The organism is Alistipes shahii WAL 8301, assembly GCF_025145845.1.
GTDB lineage: Bacteria > Bacteroidota > Bacteroidia > Bacteroidales > Rikenellaceae > Alistipes > Alistipes shahii.
This window is the reverse complement of sequence record NZ_CP102253.1, coordinates 3,717,284-3,737,707: the sequence shown is the minus strand read 5'-3', so window position 1 is coordinate 3,737,707 and position 20,424 is coordinate 3,717,284. Positions and strand designations below refer to the sequence as shown.

The following is a 20,424-nucleotide window of genomic DNA, read 5'->3' as shown; positions in this document are numbered from 1 at the left end:
ATGAAAAAGGTCCCTTGTCAAGGGACCTTTTTCTGTTTAATCGCGGTTCAGGAAGAAGATCGGGATGTTCGCCAGGAAGACGTCCCTGCCCGAAAGCTGCGATCTTTTTTCGAGCAGTTCGCGCAGCGGAATCTCGCCGATCACGTAGTTGCTCTCCTCGCTGATGAACTGTTCGTGAATCTTCGAGAAGTTCAGAATGCCCTGCACGTCGGTCTCCTTGTAGCGGGCGTAGATTTTCAGCGTGATGTCGGTCGTGTAGTCGGGTTTCTCGATGTAGTTCATCTTCTTGTACTCGTAGCGGTAGTTGTTCAGCCGCGCCATGATGTCGCTCAGGATCGACGACGCCGTGGGCAGGCTGCCCGCGCCCTTGCCGAACATGAACTGCCGGTCGTAGCATTCGCCGCGGATCACCACGCCGTTGTACTCGTCGTCGACGCTGTAAATGTACTTGGCAGGCGTCACGAACTCCGGCATGACGAACATCGTGAAATGTTCGTCGCTCACCTTGACGACCTGCGCCACCAGCTTGATCTTCACGTTTTTCTCACGGGCGTACTGAATGTCCGAATCGTGGATCGTCGAGATGCCGTAGGTGAAGATGCGCTCCGGGGCGACGTAGGTTCCCAGCGCATGCACGGTGATGATCACCAGCTTGAACAGCGAGTCGTAGCCCTCGATGTCGAACGAGGGATCGCTTTCGGCGAAGCCCAGCGCCTGCGCCTGCGCGAGGGCGTTGGCGTAGGAGTCCTTGTGGTCGAAGACGCGCGAGAGGATGTAGTTCGACGAGCCGTTCAGAATGCCCTTGACCTCCAGCAGCAGGTCGTTGTCGTAGTACTCTTCGAGGTTGCGGATCACGGGGATCGAGCCGCACGACGAAGCGTCGTAGAGCAGCGCCACGTTGCGGGTTTTCTGAATCTCGATCAGCTCGGGAAGGTGTTTGGCGAGCATCGTCTTGCTGCCCGACACGACCGGGATGCCGCGCAGCATGGCCCGTTTGACGATGTTGTAGGCGGCATCGGCATCGTCGATGACCTCCACCACGAGGTTGATGTTCTGGTTGTCGAGGATGTCGTCGACCGAGGTGGTGAACAGCGAAGGGTCGACTTCGATCTTGCGCGGCTTTTTGGGGTCGCGGACGCAGATTTTCACGATTTCGGCGTGGGCGTTCTTCGATTTGCGCACCACTTCGTAGATGCCCTGTCCGACGACGCCGAATCCGAACAGTCCGATTTTGATTTTGGTCATGGGGTATCCGGTTTTTAATTGTTCATAAAAGGCAGCAGTATGTCGTTCAACTGTTCGTGTTCGACGAGGAATCCGTCGTGGCCGAACGGCGAGTCGATTTCGTGGTACGCGCTGCCGGGGATCATGGCGTGCAGGCTGCGCATCTCGGCGGGCGTGAAGATGATGTCGGTCGTGATGCCGACCACCAGCGTCCGGGCCGTGATGCTGCGGAGCGCCTGCTCCAGTCCGCCCCGCCCGCGGCCCGCGTCGTGCGTGTCGAAGGCGTCGAGGATCGCGTAATAGGAGTAGGCGTTGTAACGGCGGCGGAGTTTTTCGCCCTGGTATTGCTGGTAGGTGCACGCCCGGTGCACGGCGGGGCGCTCCTCGCGGTCCTGCTGGGTGAGGTTGTAGCCTTCGGGACCGCGGTAGCTCAGCAGGCCGATGGCCCGGGCCGCCGCCAGTCCTTTCATCCCGGCGTCGTCGCGCGGCTGGCCGAAAGTCGTGTCGGCCTCGATGGCCATGCGCTGCGTTTCGTCGATGGCGATGGCCCAGGGCGAAGCCTTGGCCGCGGTGGCGATCAGCACGAGCCGTTCGATCCGCTCCGGTTCCGAAACGGCCCACTCGATGGCCTGAAAACCTCCGACCGAGCTGCCCACCAGCGTCCCGATGCGCCCGATGCCGAGCGCGTCGGCCAGCAGCCGGTGCGCCCGCACGATGTCGCGGATCGTGAAGGGCGGAAAATCCTTGTACCAGGGCCGCCCCGTGGCGGGATTCACGTGCAGCGGCCCCGTCGTGCCGTAGTGCGAGCCGATGATGTTGGCGCAGACGACGAAATGGCGCGCGGGGTCGAGGAACCGTCCTGCCTCGACCGTGTGGGGCCACCAGTCGGCGACGTCCGAATTGGCCGTCAGCGCGTGGCACACCCATGCCACGTTGTCCTTGGCGGCGTTCAGCGTGCCGTAGGTGTGGTAGGCGATCCGCAGTTCGGGCAGCGTGTGGCCCGTTTCGAGTTCGAACGGTCCGGGAGCTATGTAAATCTGCGGTTCCATTATCCGATTTGTGCGAAAGCCTGTTCGAAATCCTCGATGAGGTCGTCGGCGTTTTCCAGTCCCAGCGAGATGCGCAGCAGCGTGGGCGTGACGCCTGCCGCCGCAAGGTCGGCGTCGCTCAACTGTTTGTGGGTCGTCGACGCCGGATGGGTCACGACGGTGATCGAGTCGCCGATCATGGTCATGTTGGCTGCCAGGCGGAGCGATTCGACGAAGCGCACGGTGCTTTCGAGCGTGCCCTTGAGTTCGACGGTGAAGACCGCCGACGAGCCGTAGCGGTAGTATTTGCGAGCGTTTTCATGGCTCGGGTGCGTGTCGAATCCCACGAAGCTGACCCGCTCGACCTTCGGGTGGCTGCGGCAGTATTCGGCCAGTTTCCAGGTGGATTCCACCTGATGCTTCACGCGCAGCGAGAGGGTCTCCAGCCCGATCATCATCAGGTAGGAGTCGAACGGCGAGGGGCAGCATCCCAGGTCGCGCAGCCCGTCGACGCGGCATTTGACGATGAAGGCCGCCGGACCGAACGCCTCGTGTAAATTCAGCCCGTGATACCCTTCCGAAGGTCCGTCGATCTGCGGGAATTTGCCGTTCGCCCAGTTGTAGTTGCCGCCGTCGACGATCACGCCGCCCATGGCCGTTCCGTGGCCGTTGATCCACTTCGTCGCGGAGTCCACGACGATGTTTGCGCCCCACTCGAACGGGTTGCAGAGGTAGCCCGCCGCGCCGAACGTGTTGTCGACGATGAACGGAATGTCGCGCCGCCGGGCCAGTTCGCCCAGCGCCTCCAGGTCGGGGACTGCGCAGGTGGGATTGCCCATGCTCTCGGCGTAGAGCGCCTTGGTGCGGCTGTCGGTCAGCGCCTCGAAATCCTCGGGACGCTCGCTCGGGGCGATGCGGCAGTCGATGCCGAGCCGGCGCAGCGACGTGCGGAACTGGTTGTAGGTGCCTCCGTAGAGGAACGGCGAGGCGACGATGTTGTCCCCTTCAGCCGCCAGCGAAAGCACGGCGATCAGGATGGCCGACATGCCCGACGAGACGGCGAGCGCCCCCACAGCCCCGTACAGGGCGGCGATGCGCTGTTCGTAGGCCGTCGTGGTGGGGTTTTGCAGGCGCGTATAGATGTTGCCGCCTTCGCTCAACTCGAAGAGCCTTGCGGCGTGGTCGCAGTTTTTGAACCGATAGGCCGCCGTGGGATAGATCGCCACGCCCCGGGCGCCGGTGGGTTCGTCGGGTTGCAGGCCCGCATGAATCTGGAGGGTTTCGAAACGGTACTTTTTTGAATCCATGGTATGTTATATCTGTCGTTAAAAAATCCGATAAAAAAATCCGACCTCTACGAAGCCGGATTGTGTCATTTTCAGTGCATGAAGGAGCTACACCCGGCGAAAACGGTTGCACATGCACATGGACATCATCATCGTTCCGCGGTGTTCTCCGCGGCGCCGACAGTCGTATGTTGCAGGGCTGGTCATTCGCTTCTGTTGCTCTTACGGTGCAAATATAGGAAATTTTTTCGGAAATCCTCTTTTTCGGCCGGAATTTTGTTTTGCGTGAAAAAATGGGCTTTTTTGTCATATAAATGAGCGGAATTTTGTAGTTGAGAAAATTATACTTATATTTGTCGCGAAGACAGAATGCATCACACTTTTAGAGAATTACGATATGAAAAAACTTTGCACGGCTTTGATGGCGGTGGCTGTTGTCGCTTCCTCCTGCCAGAAGGATCTGGGCGGAAGCCCTGACAGTCCGGTTGTGCCGGGGGCTGTTCCCGCCGATTTCGACTGGAAAACGACCCGGAACGTGACCGTTTCGGTGTCGGCGCCCGTCGTGGAAGGCACGACGCCACCCTATGCCGTGATCCGCATTTACTCCTCGCCGATCCTTTCGGCGGAGAATCTGGCGGCCCGGGGCGTGGCGAAATCCGCTATGCCTTTCCGGTCGGCGTTCACGCTGCCCGCCGGGACCGAAAACCTCTATGTCCAGACCACCCTGCCCGACGGCACGAAGTCGGTGAAGATGGTCGGGGCGCACGGCACGGTAGCCGTGACGGGCGCTTCGATGAAGGCTGCCGCTGCGCCGAAGATGCGTCTGGCGGCGAACGCCCGGGTCGGGAGTTCGATGCCCGATTATCCGAAAATGGAGGCGCCCGATGCGGCGTCGTTCGATTCCAAAGCCGTGATCACTGCGATCGAGAGCGGCAAGAGCTACCAGCTGGGAGCCAGTTGGGCTTTTTACGCCGCTCCCGAATACCTGATCCCTGCCGGGGCGGAGGTTGCGGGCAAATTGGATCTCAACGGCGGGTTCAGCCCCTATCAGGCCCCGATCCTCTATGTCGCCGGCAAACTGACGCTTTCGTCGCTCAACATCGGACGGGCCAAACTGGCTGTATTGCCGGGCGGCGAGGTGAAGATCGGGACCCTGAAAATTCAGCCTTCCGCCGCCGACGGGGCTGCGGTCTACGTCTTTGCCGATGGCAAGCTGTCCGTCGGGAAACCCAATGTCAGCGGCAAATGCATCGTAAACAACGGTACGTTGACGGTCGATGGCAGCCTCGACATGAATAGCGGTCTGACTGTCTACAACACGGCGACGGGCGTGCTGACCGTGACCGACGAGATGAAGGTTTCTAACTCCGCGCGGATCTACAACGACGGCGCCGTTACGGTCGACGATCTGAAGATCAATTCCGACGGCGAGTTCCACAACTGCGAGAACGCCCTGCTCGTCGTGAACGACGAGTGCGAGTTGGAGCGCAATACGGCCATTTACCAGCGCGGCCGGGCTTCGATCGAAGAGATGACCGCCCGCGGTACGATCTGGGTGAACTGCCACACTTCGGTGAACGAGCTGGAGGCCCAGGGGGCGGAGTTCAATTTCAGCGCGAATGCCGGACTCGATGCCGGAAGGGTCGAATTCAACAATACGAACGTGTCGATGGCCCGAGGCGCGATCTTCACGATGGAGGAGTACAACGCCGACGAAAAGGGCGGCAAGAACAATTTTACGTTTACCGGCGACGCCGATCCAAGGGCCGTGGTCCTGATTTCGGAGAAGGCGTATATCCGCAAAGGGCATGAAACCTATTTCTCGGGAGCGATCGAGGTCGTTTATGACAACGACCGGGATGAGGATTACACGATCCGGAAGGATTATCTGACCGACGGGGCCGTGATGTCGGCGTCGCAGACGACGATCATCACAGAAAACGGTTGCAACGGCGGAAAGGACCCCGTAAATCCCGATCCGGAGCCGGAACCCGACGAGTATGCGAACGTTCCCGGACGTACCTATACTTATTGCTTCGAGGACAACTGGCCGTGGCTGGGCGATTACGACATGAACGACGTGGTCATCGTGAGCCGTATCGACCGTATGACGTCGAAGGACGGCGGCAAGGTCTCGGCTCTTACGATCAACTGGGAACTGCGTGCTGCGGGGACCACCTACGACATCGCCGGAGCCGTGCAGATGGACAAGGTGCAGACGTCGGACGTGGCCGGCGTCGTCTCGTCGCACGAGGGCTTCGGCAGCGGTGCGTTCGCTTCGCGGGGGCTCGACGCCGACAGCCCCTGTGCCGTGATTCCGTTCTTCAACAGAACGGAGGAGTTGTTGAGTGCCTCGAACACCTGGAAGGGACAGCCCGCCGCCGCAATCCGGAAACACACCACGACGGTGACCTTCTCGCAGCCGGTGGACATCGCCTCGGTACTGGATTCGGAGATGAACTTCTTCATCGCGCCGAAGCAGCGCACCAGCGAGATTCACATGCCGGGCTATGCGCCGACCGCTCGGGGATTATCGGCAAGGGTTCGTTCCTGCCTTCGGACCCCTACAAGTTCTTCGTGACGGAGGGCGACCAGACCAAGAACAACTACATGATGTGGGCGCTGATGATTCCGGGCGAGTTCCGCTACCCTGCCGAGGCGAACGACATCCGCGGCGTCTACGAATACTTCATGGCATGGGCCTCGTCCAACGGCGCGGAGCACGCGGAGTGGTATCTGGAGAGCGCCGATGCCGGCAGGATCTATTGAGAAAACGACCTGTTATGGGAAGAGGCTGCGAACGATTCGCAGCCTTTTTCGCATCCGGAAGATGCCGGCGGACCGAGGGCTGCGCGGGTATCGAGGACGGCCGGGCCGTGCGGGGCTTCCGCAGGCCCGGGGACCGCAGGCTTTGAAACTCCGCGGGAACCCGCGGCTTCGCTTCGCAGAGGTCTGCGGGCCTCGGGCGTCCGGCGGCCATGTCGTTTCCGGGCGTAAAAAAGCCCCGCAGTTCGGCTGCGGGGCTTTTTTACAGGCGTATTGCGAAACTCACGGTTTGCGGTCGATCAGTTCGATGCCCTTCCGGGTCCCCGCGCCGCGGAGTATCGTCCGGCAGAAGAGCCGGAGTTCCTCGCGGACCGTGCCGTTCAGGCGCAGGTCGAGGATCGTGTTCATCAACTGTTCGGCAAATGCCGGGGCGTCGATTTCGGGCAGCAGAAGCTGTTCCTGGCGACAGGTTTCGAGGTAGTCGGTCAGTTCCTTGCGCCAGAATTCCCGGTGCTCGTCGTAGTGCTCCGCGAAGATGATCTTGCGGCTGATGTCCGACAGGAAACGGTGGTCTACCGTATAGAGGTTGTCGATGTATTCGTTCGTCAGCCGGAGCACCTTTTGCAGCGGATTGCCGCCGCGCCGTTTGCGGCAGGCGACGATGCGTTCCCGCTGCTGGTGGCTCATGGCCTCGAGGCATGCGCTTACGAGGTCATTCTTGTCGGTGAACATTTCGTACAGGGTGCGTTTCGAGATTCCCAGCGTCTGCGCGATCTCATCGACCCGGACGGCACGGATGCCGTTTCGGGCGATAAGCTCCTGCGTAGCGTGGATGATCTCCTCTTTGGTCACTCCCCGTTTCATTATTTTTCCTCCGTAATGTCACGTCCGCCGCCGAGAGCCTGGTAGAGGTTCACGGTTCCCTGGATTTCGTCGAAACGGTCTGCGATCTGCGACAGCTGTGCCGAAAGCAGCGACTGCTGGGCGGTCAGCACTTCGAGGTAGGTGGTCGAGCCGTGCTGCATCAGCAGTTCGGTCGACTCCACGGCGCGCTCCAGCGCTTCGATCTGCCGCTCGCGGAGGTCCGCCTTGGCGCGGGCCGACTGGCACTGCGTGAGGGCGTTGTTGACCTCGGCGCCTGCGTTGAGCAGCGTCTGCTGGAACGACAGCTTCGATTCCTCCTGCTGCGCCTTGGCGATCTTCACGCGGGCACGGTTGGCGTTGGCGTTGAAGATCGGTTGCAGGAGCGATCCTGCGGCGTTCCAGATCAGCTTGCCGGGATTGACGATGCCTGCGCCGCTATTGTTGGTCCAGCCCACTGTGCCGCTCAGCGTGATCGAGGGATAGAGGGCCGAACGGGCGCTCGCCGTGGCGTAGTACGACTGCATGAGCGAATACTCGGCCGAACGTACGTCGGGACGGTTCGAAAGCATCAGCAGGGGTACGCCGACCGTCAGGTCGTCGGGCAGCTGCTGGTTTTCGAGACGTCCGCGTGCGATGGTGTGCGGAACCTCTCCCAGCAGCGAGCAGAGCGAGTTCTCGGCCTGCGTACGCTGGTAGCCCAGGTCGTGCAGCGATGCCTCGATGGCCAGCGTGTTGGCCTCGTACTGGGCCACTCCGGCCTCGTTGGCGTAGCCCGCCTCTTTCAGGGCGCGCATCGCCTCGACGCTCTGGCGCCATTTGGCGGCCGTCTCCTCCGTCACCTCGTACTGGCTGTCGAGCATCAGCAGCGTGTAGTAGAGATTGGCCACGCCCGAGATCAGCTGCGTCTTCACGGCCTGCTCGTACTCCTTGCTCTGGGCGTAGAGCGCCTTGGCCTTGCGCTTGGCGTTGGTCAGTCCGTTGAAGATGTCGATCTGCCAGCTGGCCGTCACGGGAATCGAATAGGTTTTCGCCGTCGGTCCGCCGTCGAAGCTGCTCAAGCTGCCCTGCGGGGCGAAGTTGAACGACGGCAGGTAGGCCAGACGCGCCGATTTAAGTGTCGCCTCGGCCTCCTTCACGCGCCAGCCTGCCGACAGCAGGTCGGTGTTGTTCTCCAGCGCAAGCGCGATAAGCGCCTGCAACTGGGGATCGGTGAACATTTCCTGCCAGCGAATGTCGCCCAGGGTGGTCGTGTCGGCGGTCTCCGCCGATCCGTACAGCCCTGCGGTCGTCACCTCGGGACGGGTATAGGGTTTGTAGATGCCGCAGCCGGTCAGCGCCGCCGCGGCGCATATAATCAGGATCTTTTTCATGTGTTACTCCTCCTCTTTCTCGTTTTTACACTCTTCCAGTTCGGCGCGCACGGCCCACTGCGGATCGGGATCGAATTCCAGGGGCTTGACTTTCTCCTGCAACGTCTGGAAGACGATGAACAGCGTCGGCACGAGGAACAGCAGCGCCAGCGTACCTACGATCATACCGCCGATGACACCTGCACCGAGGGTCGAGTTGCCGTTTGCGCCTACGCCGTGCGAGAGCACCAGCGGGATCATACCGAACACGCAGGTGAGGACGGTCATCAGAATGGGACGCAGACGGGCTTTGGCGGCCGACACGGCGGCCTGCGAGAGGCTCATGCCCGCGGCGCGGCGGTCGGCGGCGTACTCCGTGATCAGGATGGCCGTTTTCGACAACAGACCGATCAGCATGATGATACCCGTCTGGAGGTAGATGTTGTTCTCCAGTCCCATTATCTTGGCGAGCAGGAACGAACCCATCAGACCGCACGGAACCGACAGAATGACGGCGAACGGAATGAGGAAACTCTCGTACAGCGCGCTCAGGATGAGGTAGATCAGCAGGATACAGATACCGAAGATGATGACCGTGTTGCTGCCCGTCTGGGCCTCCTCGCGCGTGATGCCGTCGAACTCGTAACCGTAGCCCTTCGGAAGCACCTGCGCGGCCGTTTCCTGAATGGCCCGGATGGCGTCGCCCGACGAATAACCGTCGGCGGCCGTACCGTTCACGGCGATCGAACTGTACATGTTGAAGCGGTTCAGCACCTCGGAGCTGTAAACCCTCGTCAGATTTACGAACTGGCCCAGGGGAGCCATCTCGCCGCTGCTCGAACGCACGTAGACGTTGTTGAGCGACTCGGTGTCGAGACGGTATTTCGGATCGGCCTGCATCGTCACATAGTACATTTTCGAGAACCGGTTGATGTTCGAAACATACTGGCCGCCGTAGTAGCCTGCCAGCGTCGAGAGGATCGAGGTCGGCGATATGCCGGCACGCTTGGCCTTCGCCGCGTCGATGTCCACCATGTACTGCGGGAAGTTGATGTTGAAGGTCGAGTATGCGCGGGCGATCTCCGGACGCTGGTTCAGCGCGCCGATGAATTGCAGGTAAATATTGTAGAATTCGGTCAGGTCGCCGCCGGTCTTGTCCTGCAGGTGCATGGAGAAACCGGTCGAGGTTCCGTAACCCGAGATCATCGGCGGAGCCACGGCGAAGATCTGTGCGTCCTTGATGTCGGCGGTGCGGCCGTAAATCTGGCCGATGACGGCGTTCACGTCATCCTCCTTGTTCGGACGCTCGTCCCAGTCCTTGAGTTTGATGATGGCCATACCGTACGACGAACCCTGTCCGGCGATCATGCCGTAGCCGGCCACCTGCATGTAGTCGCGAATCTGCGGAATGCCGCTGATGCGCTGCGAAACCTGCTCCATGACCTTGTGGGTCTCGGCGAGCGAGGAACCCGGGGCCGTGGTGACGTTGACCATGATTGTACCCTGGTCCTCGTCGGGAACCAGACCCGTCTTGGTGGTGTTCATCAGCAGAACCAGCGCCGCGATGGCCAGGCCGAGCGTCGACCACATCAGCCACTTGTGCTTGATGAAGAGCATCACGCCGTGCTTGTACTTGTTGACCAAGGCTCCGAATGCCGTGTTGAAGGCCTTGCGGAAACGCGCCGCGAAGTTGTCGCGCATCTCGCCGTTCTCGTCGAGGTACGGCTTCAGGATCATGGCGCAGAGCGCCGGCGACAGCGTAAGGGCGTTGACGGCCGAAAGACCCACGGCCACGGCCATCGTGATACCGAACTGCGTGTAGAAGACGCCCGACGTTCCGCCCATCATGGCGACGGGGATGAACACGGCCATGAAGACCAGCGTCGAGGTCACGATGGCCGACGTGATACCCGACATGGCGTCGATGGTCGCCATGTAGGAGGATTTGTAGCCCGCGTCGAAGCGTGCCTGCACGGCTTCGACGACGATGATGGCGTCGTCGACGACCGTACCGATCGCAAGAACCAGCGCGAAGAGGGTCAGCAGGTTGATCGAGAATCCGGCGAATGCGAGGAAGCCGAAGGTTCCGATCAGCGCCACGAGAATCGACACCGTGGGGATGAGCGTCGAGCGGATGTCCTGCAGGAAGACGTACACGACCAGGATCACGAGGAGGATGGCCTCGAACAGGGTCTTGACCACCTCTTTCATCGAGGCGTAGAGGAAGTCGTTCACGCTCTGGAGGTGTGCGACGGCGATGCCTTTCGGCAGTTCGGCCTGCAATTCGTCGAGCAGGGCGTTGACGTCGTTCACGACCTGCGTGGCGTTCGAACCGGCCGTCTGGAAGATCATCGTGCTGACGCCCGGATGGCCGTTGGTGTAACCTTTGTAAGCGTAGGATTCGCTGCCCAGTTCGATGTCGGCGATGTCCTTCAGACGCAGGAGCGTGCCGTCGGGCTTCGAGAGCAGCACGATTTCACCGAACTCTTCGGGCGTCTGGTGGCGTCCGCGGTATTTCATCGTGTACTGGAACGTGTTCTGGGAGTTCTCGCCCAGCGTACCGGTCGCCGACTCGATGTTCTGTTCGGCCAGCGCCGCCGTCACGTCCGACGGGATGAGCTTGTACTGGGCCATTACGTCGGGTTTCAGCCAGACGCGCATCGAGTAGTCGGCGCCGAGGGTGAACACCTCGCCGACGCCGCGGATACGCTGGATACGCGGCTCGACGTTGATCTTCAGGTAGTTCGACAGGAAGGTCTCGTCGTAGGAGTCGTCGGGGCTGTACAGCGAGAAGATCTTGACCATCGAGGTCTGGCGTTTCATGGTCGTCACACCGATCTGCGTGACCTCGGAAGGAAGCTGGCCGGTGGCGCGCGACACTTTGTTCTGCACGTTGACGGCCGCCATGTCGGCGTTGGTTCCCTGGCGGAAATAGACCGTCACGGAGGCGCTGCCGACGGCTGCGCTGGAGGTCATGTAGGTCATGTCCTCCACACCGTTGATGGCCTGTTCGAGCGGTACGATGACCGACTTCTGAATCGTTTCGGCGCTGGCTCCCGGATAGGAGGCGCGCACCATGACCGTCGGGGGCGCGATGTCGGGATACTGCTCGACGGGCAGTGTCGCCAGACCGATCAGACCGGCGATTACGATTACGATTGATATGACCGACGCCAATACGGGTCGTTCTATGAAATGCTTGAGTGTCATAGGTTATTCCTCCTTCTCGGTTTGGGTTTGAGCGGCGGACTCGTCGGTTGCGGGAGCTGCGGCAGCGGCTGCTGCGGCCTGACCCTTCGGAACGATGGGCGTGCCTTCGCGCAGCAGACCCACGCCTTCGGCAACGATCACGTCGCCCGGCACGAGTCCCGCGCGTGCTATATACTCGCGGCCGTTCGAGATCTTCTCGACGTCGATCATCGCCGAAGCGGCCTTGCCGTCCACCACTTTATATACATATACTTTGTCCTGGAGTTCGAACGTCGCGGCCTGCGGAATGGCGATGCAATCCTTGTAGATGCTCGGCAGGATGACGTTGCCCGCGCCGCCGCTGTGCAGCAGCCCGTTCGGGTTGGGGAACGCCGCGCGCAGCGACACGCTGCCCGTCGAGGTGTCGATGACGCCGCTGATCGACTCCACGCGGCCCGTCTGGTCGTAGGTCGAACCGTCGCTGAGCTGCAACTGTACGCCCGGCATGCTCTTGAGCGTTTCGGCGATCGAGCCGTACTGGCGTGTCAGGGCCAGGAGCTGGTTTTCGGTCATCGAGAAGTAGACGTACATCTCCGAGTTGTCCGACACGGTGGTCAGCGGCTGCGAGATCGAAGCGCTCACCAGCGCGCCGACGCGGTACGGCAGCGTTCCCACCACGCCGTCGGTCGGAGCCTTCACGACCGTGTAGGAGAGGTTGTTGGCGGCGTTCACGCGCTGTGCCTCGGCCTGTGCGAGCTGGGCCTTGGCCGTCAGCAGGTTGTTGTTGGCCGTCGAGAGGTCGAACTGCGAAACGACGTTGCGGGCGAAAAGCTCCTTCTTGCTGTCGTAGGTGAGCTGTGCGGTGGCCACGCCGGCTTTGGCGGCCTCGACGTTGGCTTCGGCGGTCTGCAAGGCGGCTTTGTAGGGAACCTGGTCGATGATGAAAAGGGTCTGTCCCTTGGCGACTTTCTGACCTTCGTTGACGCAGAGCTGTGAGATCGTTCCCGAAACCTGCGGATAGATTGCGATGTCCTGACGGCCGCGGATCGTCGCCGAGTAGTTGCTCGGGATTTCCCGGTCGGTGGTGGCGATGGTCATTACGGCGTATTCGCCGGGGCCCATTGTCATCGGAGCCTGTTTGCATCCGACGGCCGCCATGCAGCATGCCAAAACGGCAGCTTTCACAAATGTTTGCTTCATAACAATTCCTTTAACTAATTGGACTAAAAAACTTTTTCAGGTGCAAAAGTATTTTAAAAACGGTATCAATGTACCCTTTATTGCGAACAGAATTGGTACTTTTCGGAATAAAAATGGAACATTTATCGAAAATTTCATTATTTTTGTTCGAAAAAAGAATTGTATGCCACAGGTCAATCCGCTAATCACCACTCCCGAGGAGCAATTTGTTGTGGGCGAATCCGATTTCGCCTTTTTCGGCAATTACGCCTGCCGTGTGGAAGGAGGTGCGATTCTCTTCTGTCGCAGCGGCAGCGCCGACGCCACCGTCAACCAGTACCAGGGGCAGGTGCGCCGCAATACGATGGTGCTGCTGCTGCCCGGATCGATCTTCATGCTCACCGACCGCACGGAGGATTTCAGGGCGGCCTACTGCTCGTTTTCGCGGGATCTCTTTTCCGAGGCGGCCTTCCGGATGGACCCTTCGTTTTTCCACGCCCTGCGCGAGCGTCCGATCTCCCATCCGCCCCAGCGGATCGTCGAGGGGGCTTCGATCTGGCTCCAGATGGCGGCCTACACCTACCGCGACCGCGGCAACGTGTTCCGCAATACGATCATCAAGAACCGTTTGCAGAATCTGCTGCTGGAGAGTTACGACAAGATGCAGCGTTTCGCAGCCCGGCAGCACCGCGTGCCGGAGACGACCACGCGGCAGTCGGAGCTGTTCCACCGTTTCGTCGCTCTCGTGCACGAGCATTGCGCCCAGGAGCGCGAAGTGTCGTTTTACGCCGACAAACTCTGCATTTCGACCCGTTACCTGTCGACCATCGTGCGCAGCGTGGCGCACAGTTCGGCCAAGGAGTTCATCGACCGTTCGGTGATGCTGGAGATCAAGATGATGCTCCAGTCGACCGACCTTTCGGTGCAGGAGATCGCCTACCGGCTCCGGTTTCCCGACCAGTCCTACCTCGGGCGTTTTTTCAAGAAGCACGCGGGGGAATCGCCCACCGAGTACCGCAACAACAAAAAATAGGTATCCGGGTTTCGGACTTTTGTCCGCTCCGGGCGGTAAATTCTGCGTCCGGGACGGTTTGTGTCCCTGCGTAGTCCGGCCCGCAGCAGCCGGAACGCTTTGAACGGGCCTCGCCGCATGCCCTGAACGGGCGCGCCCGCTTCGTATTTCTGTCCTACCTCTGTACCATTCGGTCCGAATCCGCGCTCCGCCTTCCGCGCCGGGAACAACCTCCCGGATTTTTCGGTAACTTTTAGGCCGTAAACGGGACCTGATTGGACCCGGAATTGCACGGGATTCGTAAAATGACCAAAACACAGCGATTATGAGCAAGACAGTTGAAATTTTAGGGGAGCAGGCCGGCTACTACCTCTCCCACGTATGCCGCACCATCGACAAAAAGTCGTTGTACCTGCCGGGACCCGACACCGTGGACCGCATCTGGGCCGAATCCGACCGCAGCGTCCGTACGCTGGGCAGCCTGCAATGGATTCTCTCCAACGGACGGCTGGGCGGCACGGGCTATGTCTCGATCCTGCCCGTGGATCAGGGCATCGAGCACTCCGCGGGGGCTTCGTTCGCCCCGAACCCCGCCTATTTCGATCCGGAAAACATCGTCAGACTCGCCGTCGAGGGCGGTTGCAATGCCGTCGCCTCGACTTTCGGCGTGCTGGGAGCCGTGGCGCGCAAATACGCGCACAAAATCCCCTTCATCGTCAAAATCAACCACAACGAGCTGCTGTCCTACCCCAACACCTACGACCAGGTGTTGTTCGGCACGGTGCGCGATGCCTGGAACATGGGCGCCGCAGCCGTCGGGGCCACGATTTACTTCGGTTCGCCGGAGAGCCGCCGGCAGCTGGTCGAGATCGCCCGCGCGTTCGACCTGGCGCACGAACTGGGCATGGCGACGATCCTGTGGTGCTACCTGCGCAACGAGGGTTTCAGGAAGGAGGGTGCCGACTACCACGCTTCGGCCGATCTCACGGGGCAGGCCGACCACCTCGGTGTGACGATCAAGGCCGACATCGTGAAACAGAAACTCCCGTCGAACAACGGCGGTTTCCGGGCCGTCGGCTTCGGCAAGACCAGCGACAAGGTCTACACGGAGCTGACTTCGGACCACCCCATCGACCTCTGCCGCTATCAGGTGGCCAACGGCTATATGGGCCGCGTGGGCCTGATCAACTCGGGCGGCGAGTCGCGCGGGGCCTCGGACTTGCAGGAGGCCGTCACCACGGCCGTGATCAACAAGCGCGCCGGGGGCATGGGGCTTATCAGCGGCCGCAAGGCCTTCCAGCGTCCGATGAAGGACGGCATCGCCCTGCTGCACGCCATTCAGGACGTTTACCTCGACGACGAAGTGACCATCGCATAATATCCGGGTCCCCGAAGACGTTTTTATATTAAAAAAGTGCAACTATGAAAATAACGCTATTCGGCACGCAGCCCTACGACCGGGAGTCGTTCGACCGCATCCGCGACACCTACGGGTTCGACATCTGCTACCACCGCAGCCTCCTGAACGCCAATAACGTGGCCCTTGCGCAGGGTTCCGATGCGGTCTGCATCTTCGTCAACGACACGGCCGACGCCGGGACCATCCGCCAGTTGGCCGGGATGGGCGTGAAGCTGATCGCGCTGCGCTGTGCGGGCTTCAACAACGTCGACCTGAACGCCGCGGCCCGTTACGGGATTCCCGTGGTGCGGGTTCCGGCCTATTCGCCGCACGCCGTGGCGGAACACGCCGTGGCGCTGATGCTGGCGCTCAACCGCAAGATACACCGCGCCTACTGGCGCACGCGCGACGGCAACTTCTCGCTCCACGGGCTGATGGGCTTCGACATGTACGGCAAGACCGCAGGGATCGTCGGCACGGGCAGGATCGCCCGCGAGCTGATCCGCATTCTCAAGGGGTTCGGCATGGAGGTCGTGGCCAACGATCTGTTTCCCGATCCGCAGTACGCCGCGGAGGCGGGCATCGCCTACGTGCCGCTCGACGAGCTTTACGCCCGTGCGGACATCGTTTCGCTCCACTGTCCGCTGACCGACCGGACGCGCTACATGATCGGCGACGCGGCCATTTCGCGCATGAAACCGGGCGTGATCCTCATCAACACGGGCCGCGGTCAGCTGATCCATACCGAGGCGCTGATCGACGGACTGAAAGAGAAGAAGATCGGCGCTGCCGGACTGGACGTATACGAGGAGGAGGCCGGGTACTTCTACGAGGACACTTCCGACCGCATCATGGACGACGACGTGCTGGCGCGCCTGCTGTCGTTCAACAACGTGATCGTCACCTCGCATCAGGGCTTCTTCACACGTGAAGCAGTGGATAATATAGCACGCACCACGATGCAGAACATCAAGGACTTCAGCGAATGCCGGCGTCTGGAGAACGAGGTGCGCGCCGAACCGGAAAACGCAGTCGGACAGTTATGAAAAAGATCGTTTTGCTCCGCCACGGCGAGAGCGTCTGGAACAGGGAAAACCGGTTCACGGGGTGGACCGATGTGGATTTGAGCGAGAAGGGCGTCGCCGAGGCCGTCAAGGCCGGGGAGACGCTCCGCAAGGAGGGTTTTCATTTCGGCCGCGCCTATACCTCCTATCTGAAACGGGCCGTGAAGACCCTCGACGTCGTGCTCGACAGGATGGACCGGGACTGGATTCCGGTGACGAAGACCTGGCGGCTCAACGAGAAGCACTACGGCATGCTTCAGGGATTGAACAAACGCGATACGGCCGAAAAATACGGTGACGAGCAGGTGTACGTCTGGCGCCGCAGCTACGACGTGGCTCCCGCGCCGCTTCCGGAGGACGATCCCCGCAATCCGCGCTTCGATCCCCGTTACGCCGGGATTCCCGACGCCGCGCTGCCCCGCACCGAGTCGTTGAAAGACACCGTGGCCCGCACGATGCCCTACTGGGAGTGCGAGATACTCCCGGCGCTGGCCCGCCACGACGAACTGCTGGTGGTGGCTCACGGCAACAGCCTGCGGGGCATCATCAAGAACCTGAAAGGGATTTCGGACGAGGCCATTTCGGAGTTCAACCTTCCGACTGCCGTGCCCTACGTCTTCGAATTCGACGAGGGGTTGGGCTGTGTGAAGGACTATTTCCTGGGCGACCCGGCCGAGATCGCCTCCCTGATGGAGGCCGTCGCCAATCAGGGCCGGCGGGGCTGACCCCCCCCCTCACTCCCGGTGTGCGAGACGCCGGTTTCGGAGGCAGTCGTCTGCCGATCCGTTTTTGATCCGGTTCTGTGTCTGGGGCGCAGAACCGGTTTTGCGTGCAGACGGTCTTCACCCGACCGAAAATGACGCCGCTCCGTAATAATGGTATGCCGAACCGTAATCGGGGTACGGAACCGTTGCGCGAAATACCCTATTTTTGCATCGTGAAACCATTCTTTTGAACCGATGAAACGAATCCTCTTCGCGGCCCTGACCGCCGCAGCCCTTTTTTCGGACGGAATCCTGCAATCCTTAAATGCTCAAAATATGGAAATACCGAAAAAAGTCAGCCCGTTTCCCGTGGGCGACAAACTGCCGGAACAGTTTTCGAAGTACTTTGTCGGGCAGGCCTGGCTCGCTCCGCTGACGGACGACAAGCGGCTGAACGCGCCCGTGTCGAACGTCACCTTTTCGCCCGGATGCCGCAACAACTGGCACAGCCATACGGGCGGCCAGCTCCTGATAGCCGTCGGGGGCCAGGGCTATTATCAGGAGAAGGGCCGTCCGGCCCGGGCGTTGCTTCCGGGCGACATCGTGGAGATCGCGCCCGACGTGGTCCACTGGCACGGCGCGGCTCCCGACAGCTGGTTCTCGCATCTGGCCGTCGCGTGCAATCCCGCGACCAACGAGAACACATGGCTCGAACCGGTCGACGACGCGCAATATGCGGCAGCGACGGCTTCCGTCCCGGCTCCGGCCTCCCGCCTGGGCGAAGACGCCCGACGCCGCCTGGCCGAATTGTTTCCGGGCGGAATACCGGAACTTGGGGATGCGGACCCCGAATTATTTGAAATTTTTGGTAACTTTGCGCTCGGCGAAGTGACCGCCTACGGCCAGCTCGACACGCGGACGCGCATGCTGTGCATCCTGGCCTCGAACATCGCCTCGCAGGGCCGGACCGCCTACCGGACGACGCTCGAAGGCGCGCTGAACGCCGGAGTGACGCCCGTCGAGGTGAAAGAGACGCTTTATCAGGCCGTTCCCTACGTCGGCATGGCGAAGGTCGCCGACTTCGTAGGGATTACCAACGAGGTGCTGGAGGCGCGCGGCGTGACGCTGCCGCTTGCGGGGCAGTCGACGACCTCGCCCGCGGACCGCTTCGAAAAGGGGCTGGCGGTGCAGCGGTCGATTTTCGGCGCGGAGCGTATCGACGGGATGCGCGAAGCGGCCCCCGCGAACCAGAAGCACATCCAGCGTTACCTGTCGGACAACTGCTTCGGCGATTTCCTGACCCGCGGAGGCCTGGACGTGAAGATGCGCGAGCTGCTGACCTTCTCGATGCTCGTCTCGCTCGGGGGCTGCGAATCGCAGGTGAAGGGCCACATCGCCGGAAATGCGAACATAGGCAACGACAAGGCCACCCTGCTGGCCGTCGTGACCCAGTTGCTGCCCTATATCGGTTATCCCCGCACGCTGAACGGCATTGCGTGCCTGAACGAAGTTTTGCCGGAAAAATAAAAAAGTAGTGAGGTATGGAATACGTAAAATTGAACAACGGCGTCGAAATGCCGGTCCTCGGCTTCGGCGTTTATCAGATTTCGGACCCGGAGGTTTGCGAACGGGCGGTCGGCGACGCCCTGAAGATCGGTTACCGTTCGATCGACACCGCCGCGGCCTATGGTAACGAGGAGGCCGTGGGACGTGCCGTCCGTCGCAGCGGCGTTCCCCGCGAAGAGCTGTTCATCACCACGAAACTGTGGATCAGCGACGCGGGTTATGAGCCTGCCAGAAAGGCGTTCGAGGAGTCGATGTCGAAGCTGGGGCTGGACTATCTGGACCTCTATCTGATCCACCAGCCTTACGGCGACGTCTACGGTTCGTGGCGCGCCATGGAGGAGCTTTACCGCGAGGGCCGCATCCGCGCCATCGGTGTGTCTAACTTCTACCCCGACCGCCTTCAGGACCTGATTCTGCACAACGAGGTCGCGCCGGCGGTCAATCAGGTCGAAACCCATCCGTTCCACCAGCAGACCGCCGCCGCGGAGTTCATGCGCACGAAGGGCGTGCAGATCGAGTCGTGGGCGCCTTTCGCCGAGGGCAAGAACGGGCTGTTCTCGAACGAAGTCCTGCTGGCGGTCGCTGCCCGGTACAAAAAGACGGTGGCGCAGGTGGTGCTGCGCTGGCTGATTCAGCGCGGTGTGGTCTGCATTCCCAAGTCTGTGCACGCGGAGCGCATCGCGGAGAATTTCGACGTGTTCGGCTTCGCGCTCGACGCCGAGGACATGGCCGTGATCGCCTCGCTGGACCGTCCGGAGAGCAGTTTTCTGGATCACCGCGATCCCGAAACGGTTGAATGGTTGAGTAATTTGCATTGAAATCAATCCGCTGGCCCTGTTCGCCGCCGGTGGCGTCGCTCCCGAATCCGGTCCACCTCCAAAACCCCGTCTCGGGCGGCCCGGCGGCCACGGCGACGGCCCGATACGACATGAGTTCCGAAATAAATTCACTTGATTCAGATTTGAATCTATGTTACGAAAAATCAGAATTGCGGCCGCGGCCTTTTTCTTCGTGCTGACGACGCTGCTGTTCCTCGATTTTACCGGAACGCTTCACGCGTGGTTCGGCTGGATGGCGAAAATCCAGTTCCTGCCCGCCCTGCTGGCCCTGAATGTCGGCGTCGTGGCGTTCCTGGTGATCCTGACGCTTCTTTTCGGCCGCGTGTACTGTTCGGTCATCTGCCCGCTGGGGGTGATGCAGGACATCGTTTCGTGGGCCTCCGGGAAGCGCAGAAAGCACCGGAACCGCTTCGCGTACTCCCCCGCCCTCACCTGGCTGCGCCGGGGGATGCTCGTCGTGTTCGTCGCTGCGATGCTGGCGGGTGTCGGTTCGCTGCTCGCGCCTTACAGCGCCTACGGCCGCATCGCCTCGAACCTGCTGGCCCCGGTCTACGCGTGGGGCAACAACCTGCTGGCATACATCGCCGGGCGCATGGACAGCTACGCCTTCTATTCGGTCGACGTCTGGATGAAGAGTCTCTCCACGCTGCTTGTTGCCGTCGTGACGTTCGCCGTGCTGTTTGTTCTTGCGTGGCGCAGCGGCCGCACCTATTGTAATACGATCTGTCCGGTGGGCACGGTGCTGGGATTCCTCGCCCGCTACTCGCTGTTCAAACCGCGTTTCGACACCTCGAAGTGCAACGGATGCAAGCTCTGCGCCCGCAACTGCAAGGCGTCGTGTATCGACCCTGCGGCGCATAAAATTGATTACAGCCGTTGCGTGGCCTGTATGGACTGCCTCGAAAACTGCCGCCAGGGGGCCATCACCTATACGCTGCGGCGGCGGAAACCGGAC

Annotated in this window: 15 protein-coding genes and 1 pseudogene; 9 read left to right on the top strand and 7 right to left on the bottom strand. The window is 61.1% G+C overall.

The genetic code is table 11. From position 1 onward, the window contains the following. Positions 1-36: 36 nt before the first annotated feature. Genes NQ492_RS15840 through NQ492_RS15830 form a run of 3 tightly spaced genes read right to left on the bottom strand, consistent with a single transcriptional unit; the run spans position 37 to position 3,559 of the window. Positions 37-1,245, bottom strand: coding sequence for a homoserine dehydrogenase (locus NQ492_RS15840; protein WP_015546206.1), 1,209 nt, complete (start codon positions 1,243-1,245; stop codon positions 37-39). Between the two features lie 14 nt (positions 1,246-1,259). Beyond that, positions 1,260-2,273, bottom strand: coding sequence for a homoserine O-acetyltransferase family protein (locus tag NQ492_RS15835; RefSeq protein ID WP_256169591.1), 1,014 nt, complete (start codon positions 2,271-2,273; stop codon positions 1,260-1,262). Beyond that, positions 2,273-3,559, bottom strand: a complete 1,287-nt coding sequence (locus NQ492_RS15830; protein ID WP_195635658.1) for an O-acetylhomoserine aminocarboxypropyltransferase/cysteine synthase family protein — start codon at positions 3,557-3,559, stop codon at positions 2,273-2,275. The genes NQ492_RS15835 and NQ492_RS15830 overlap by 1 nt, the downstream gene beginning before the upstream one ends. A gap of 376 nt (positions 3,560-3,935) precedes the next feature. On the opposite strand from NQ492_RS15830, the gene NQ492_RS15825 reads away from it, so the two are divergent. Together NQ492_RS15825 and NQ492_RS15820 are read left to right on the top strand one after the other, a co-directional pair. Continuing rightward, entirely contained in the window at positions 3,936-6,119 is a 2,184-nt protein-coding gene (locus NQ492_RS15825) for an LruC domain-containing protein (RefSeq protein ID WP_083810168.1), read from the top strand. After that, positions 6,116-6,307, top strand: coding sequence for a DUF4842 domain-containing protein (locus NQ492_RS15820; RefSeq protein ID WP_050794748.1), 192 nt, complete (start codon positions 6,116-6,118; stop codon positions 6,305-6,307). The genes NQ492_RS15825 and NQ492_RS15820 overlap by 4 nt, the downstream gene beginning before the upstream one ends. A gap of 279 nt (positions 6,308-6,586) precedes the next feature. Here NQ492_RS15820 and NQ492_RS15815 read toward each other — a convergent pair whose 3' ends face one another. Genes NQ492_RS15815 through NQ492_RS15800 form a run of 4 tightly spaced genes read right to left on the bottom strand, consistent with a single transcriptional unit; the run spans position 6,587 to position 12,906 of the window. Beyond that, positions 6,587-7,168, bottom strand: a complete 582-nt coding sequence (locus NQ492_RS15815) for a TetR/AcrR family transcriptional regulator (protein ID WP_015546204.1) — start codon at positions 7,166-7,168, stop codon at positions 6,587-6,589. After that, positions 7,168-8,538: a TolC family protein gene (locus NQ492_RS15810; protein WP_015546203.1), complete on the bottom strand. Its 1,371-nt coding sequence runs from the start codon at positions 8,536-8,538 to the stop codon at positions 7,168-7,170. Before NQ492_RS15810 ends, NQ492_RS15815 begins: the two co-directional genes overlap by 1 nt. A 3-nt stretch (positions 8,539-8,541) precedes the next feature. Continuing rightward, a complete protein-coding gene (locus NQ492_RS15805; protein ID WP_044054001.1) occupies positions 8,542-11,727 on the bottom strand; it encodes an efflux RND transporter permease subunit in 3,186 nt (1,061 codons plus the stop codon). Between the two features lie 3 nt (positions 11,728-11,730). Next, complete coding sequence (locus tag NQ492_RS15800) at positions 11,731-12,906, bottom strand: efflux RND transporter periplasmic adaptor subunit (RefSeq protein ID WP_044054000.1); 1,176 nt, start codon at positions 12,904-12,906, stop codon at positions 11,731-11,733. A gap of 163 nt (positions 12,907-13,069) precedes the next feature. On the opposite strand from NQ492_RS15800, the gene NQ492_RS15795 reads away from it, so the two are divergent. From NQ492_RS15795 to NQ492_RS16325, 7 genes and pseudogenes are all read left to right on the top strand, one after another. Beyond that, complete coding sequence (locus NQ492_RS15795) at positions 13,070-13,918, top strand: AraC family transcriptional regulator (protein ID WP_022061356.1); 849 nt, start codon at positions 13,070-13,072, stop codon at positions 13,916-13,918. A 304-nt stretch (positions 13,919-14,222) separates the two neighbouring features. Continuing rightward, the gene (locus NQ492_RS15790; protein ID WP_015546201.1) at positions 14,223-15,275 is read left to right on the top strand and encodes a class I fructose-bisphosphate aldolase; all 1,053 of its coding nucleotides are present in this window, start codon (positions 14,223-14,225) and stop codon (positions 15,273-15,275) included. Between the two features lie 44 nt (positions 15,276-15,319). Continuing rightward, positions 15,320-16,342, top strand: a complete 1,023-nt coding sequence (locus NQ492_RS15785) for a 2-hydroxyacid dehydrogenase (protein WP_015546200.1) — start codon at positions 15,320-15,322, stop codon at positions 16,340-16,342. Further along, on the top strand, positions 16,339-17,085 hold the full coding sequence (gpmA, locus tag NQ492_RS15780) for a 2,3-diphosphoglycerate-dependent phosphoglycerate mutase (RefSeq protein WP_015546199.1): 747 nt from the start codon (positions 16,339-16,341) through the stop codon (positions 17,083-17,085). Before NQ492_RS15785 ends, gpmA begins: the two co-directional genes overlap by 4 nt. 315 nt (positions 17,086-17,400) lie before the next feature. Then, positions 17,401-18,591: a cupin domain-containing carboxymuconolactone decarboxylase family protein gene (locus NQ492_RS15775; RefSeq protein WP_407651285.1), complete on the top strand. Its 1,191-nt coding sequence runs from the start codon at positions 17,401-17,403 to the stop codon at positions 18,589-18,591. A 14-nt stretch (positions 18,592-18,605) separates the two neighbouring features. Further along, complete coding sequence (locus NQ492_RS15770; RefSeq protein WP_015546198.1) at positions 18,606-19,448, top strand: aldo/keto reductase; 843 nt, start codon at positions 18,606-18,608, stop codon at positions 19,446-19,448. 151 nt (positions 19,449-19,599) lie between these two features. Next, positions 19,600-20,410: pseudogene (locus NQ492_RS16325) on the top strand (4Fe-4S binding protein); the annotation flags it as partial. Between the last annotated feature and the right edge of the window lie 14 nt (positions 20,411-20,424).

What these genes read in the sequence shown, in the direction of transcription:
- NQ492_RS15785 (WP_015546200.1), top strand. Translation starts at nt 15,320, where the DNA reads ATGAAAATAACGCTATTCGGCACGCAGCCCTACGACCGGGAGTCGTTC.
- NQ492_RS15835 (WP_256169591.1), bottom strand. Translation starts at nt 2,273, where the DNA reads ATGGAACCGCAGATTTACATAGCTCCCGGACCGTTCGAACTCGAAACG.
- NQ492_RS15830 (WP_195635658.1), bottom strand. Translation starts at nt 3,559, where the DNA reads ATGGATTCAAAAAAGTACCGTTTCGAAACCCTCCAGATTCATGCGGGC.
- NQ492_RS15810 (WP_015546203.1), bottom strand. Translation starts at nt 8,538, where the DNA reads ATGAAAAAGATCCTGATTATATGCGCCGCGGCGGCGCTGACCGGCTGC.
- NQ492_RS15770 (WP_015546198.1), top strand. Translation starts at nt 18,606, where the DNA reads ATGGAATACGTAAAATTGAACAACGGCGTCGAAATGCCGGTCCTCGGC.
- gpmA (WP_015546199.1), top strand. Translation starts at nt 16,339, where the DNA reads ATGAAAAAGATCGTTTTGCTCCGCCACGGCGAGAGCGTCTGGAACAGG.
- NQ492_RS15805 (WP_044054001.1), bottom strand. Translation starts at nt 11,727, where the DNA reads ATGACACTCAAGCATTTCATAGAACGACCCGTATTGGCGTCGGTCATA.
- NQ492_RS15795 (WP_022061356.1), top strand. Translation starts at nt 13,070, where the DNA reads ATGCCACAGGTCAATCCGCTAATCACCACTCCCGAGGAGCAATTTGTT.
- NQ492_RS15775 (WP_407651285.1), top strand. Translation starts at nt 17,401, where the DNA reads ATGGAAATACCGAAAAAAGTCAGCCCGTTTCCCGTGGGCGACAAACTG.
- NQ492_RS15800 (WP_044054000.1), bottom strand. Translation starts at nt 12,906, where the DNA reads ATGAAGCAAACATTTGTGAAAGCTGCCGTTTTGGCATGCTGCATGGCG.
- NQ492_RS15840 (WP_015546206.1), bottom strand. Translation starts at nt 1,245, where the DNA reads ATGACCAAAATCAAAATCGGACTGTTCGGATTCGGCGTCGTCGGACAG.
- NQ492_RS15825 (WP_083810168.1), top strand. Translation starts at nt 3,936, where the DNA reads ATGAAAAAACTTTGCACGGCTTTGATGGCGGTGGCTGTTGTCGCTTCC.
- NQ492_RS15815 (WP_015546204.1), bottom strand. Translation starts at nt 7,168, where the DNA reads ATGAAACGGGGAGTGACCAAAGAGGAGATCATCCACGCTACGCAGGAG.
- NQ492_RS15790 (WP_015546201.1), top strand. Translation starts at nt 14,223, where the DNA reads ATGAGCAAGACAGTTGAAATTTTAGGGGAGCAGGCCGGCTACTACCTC.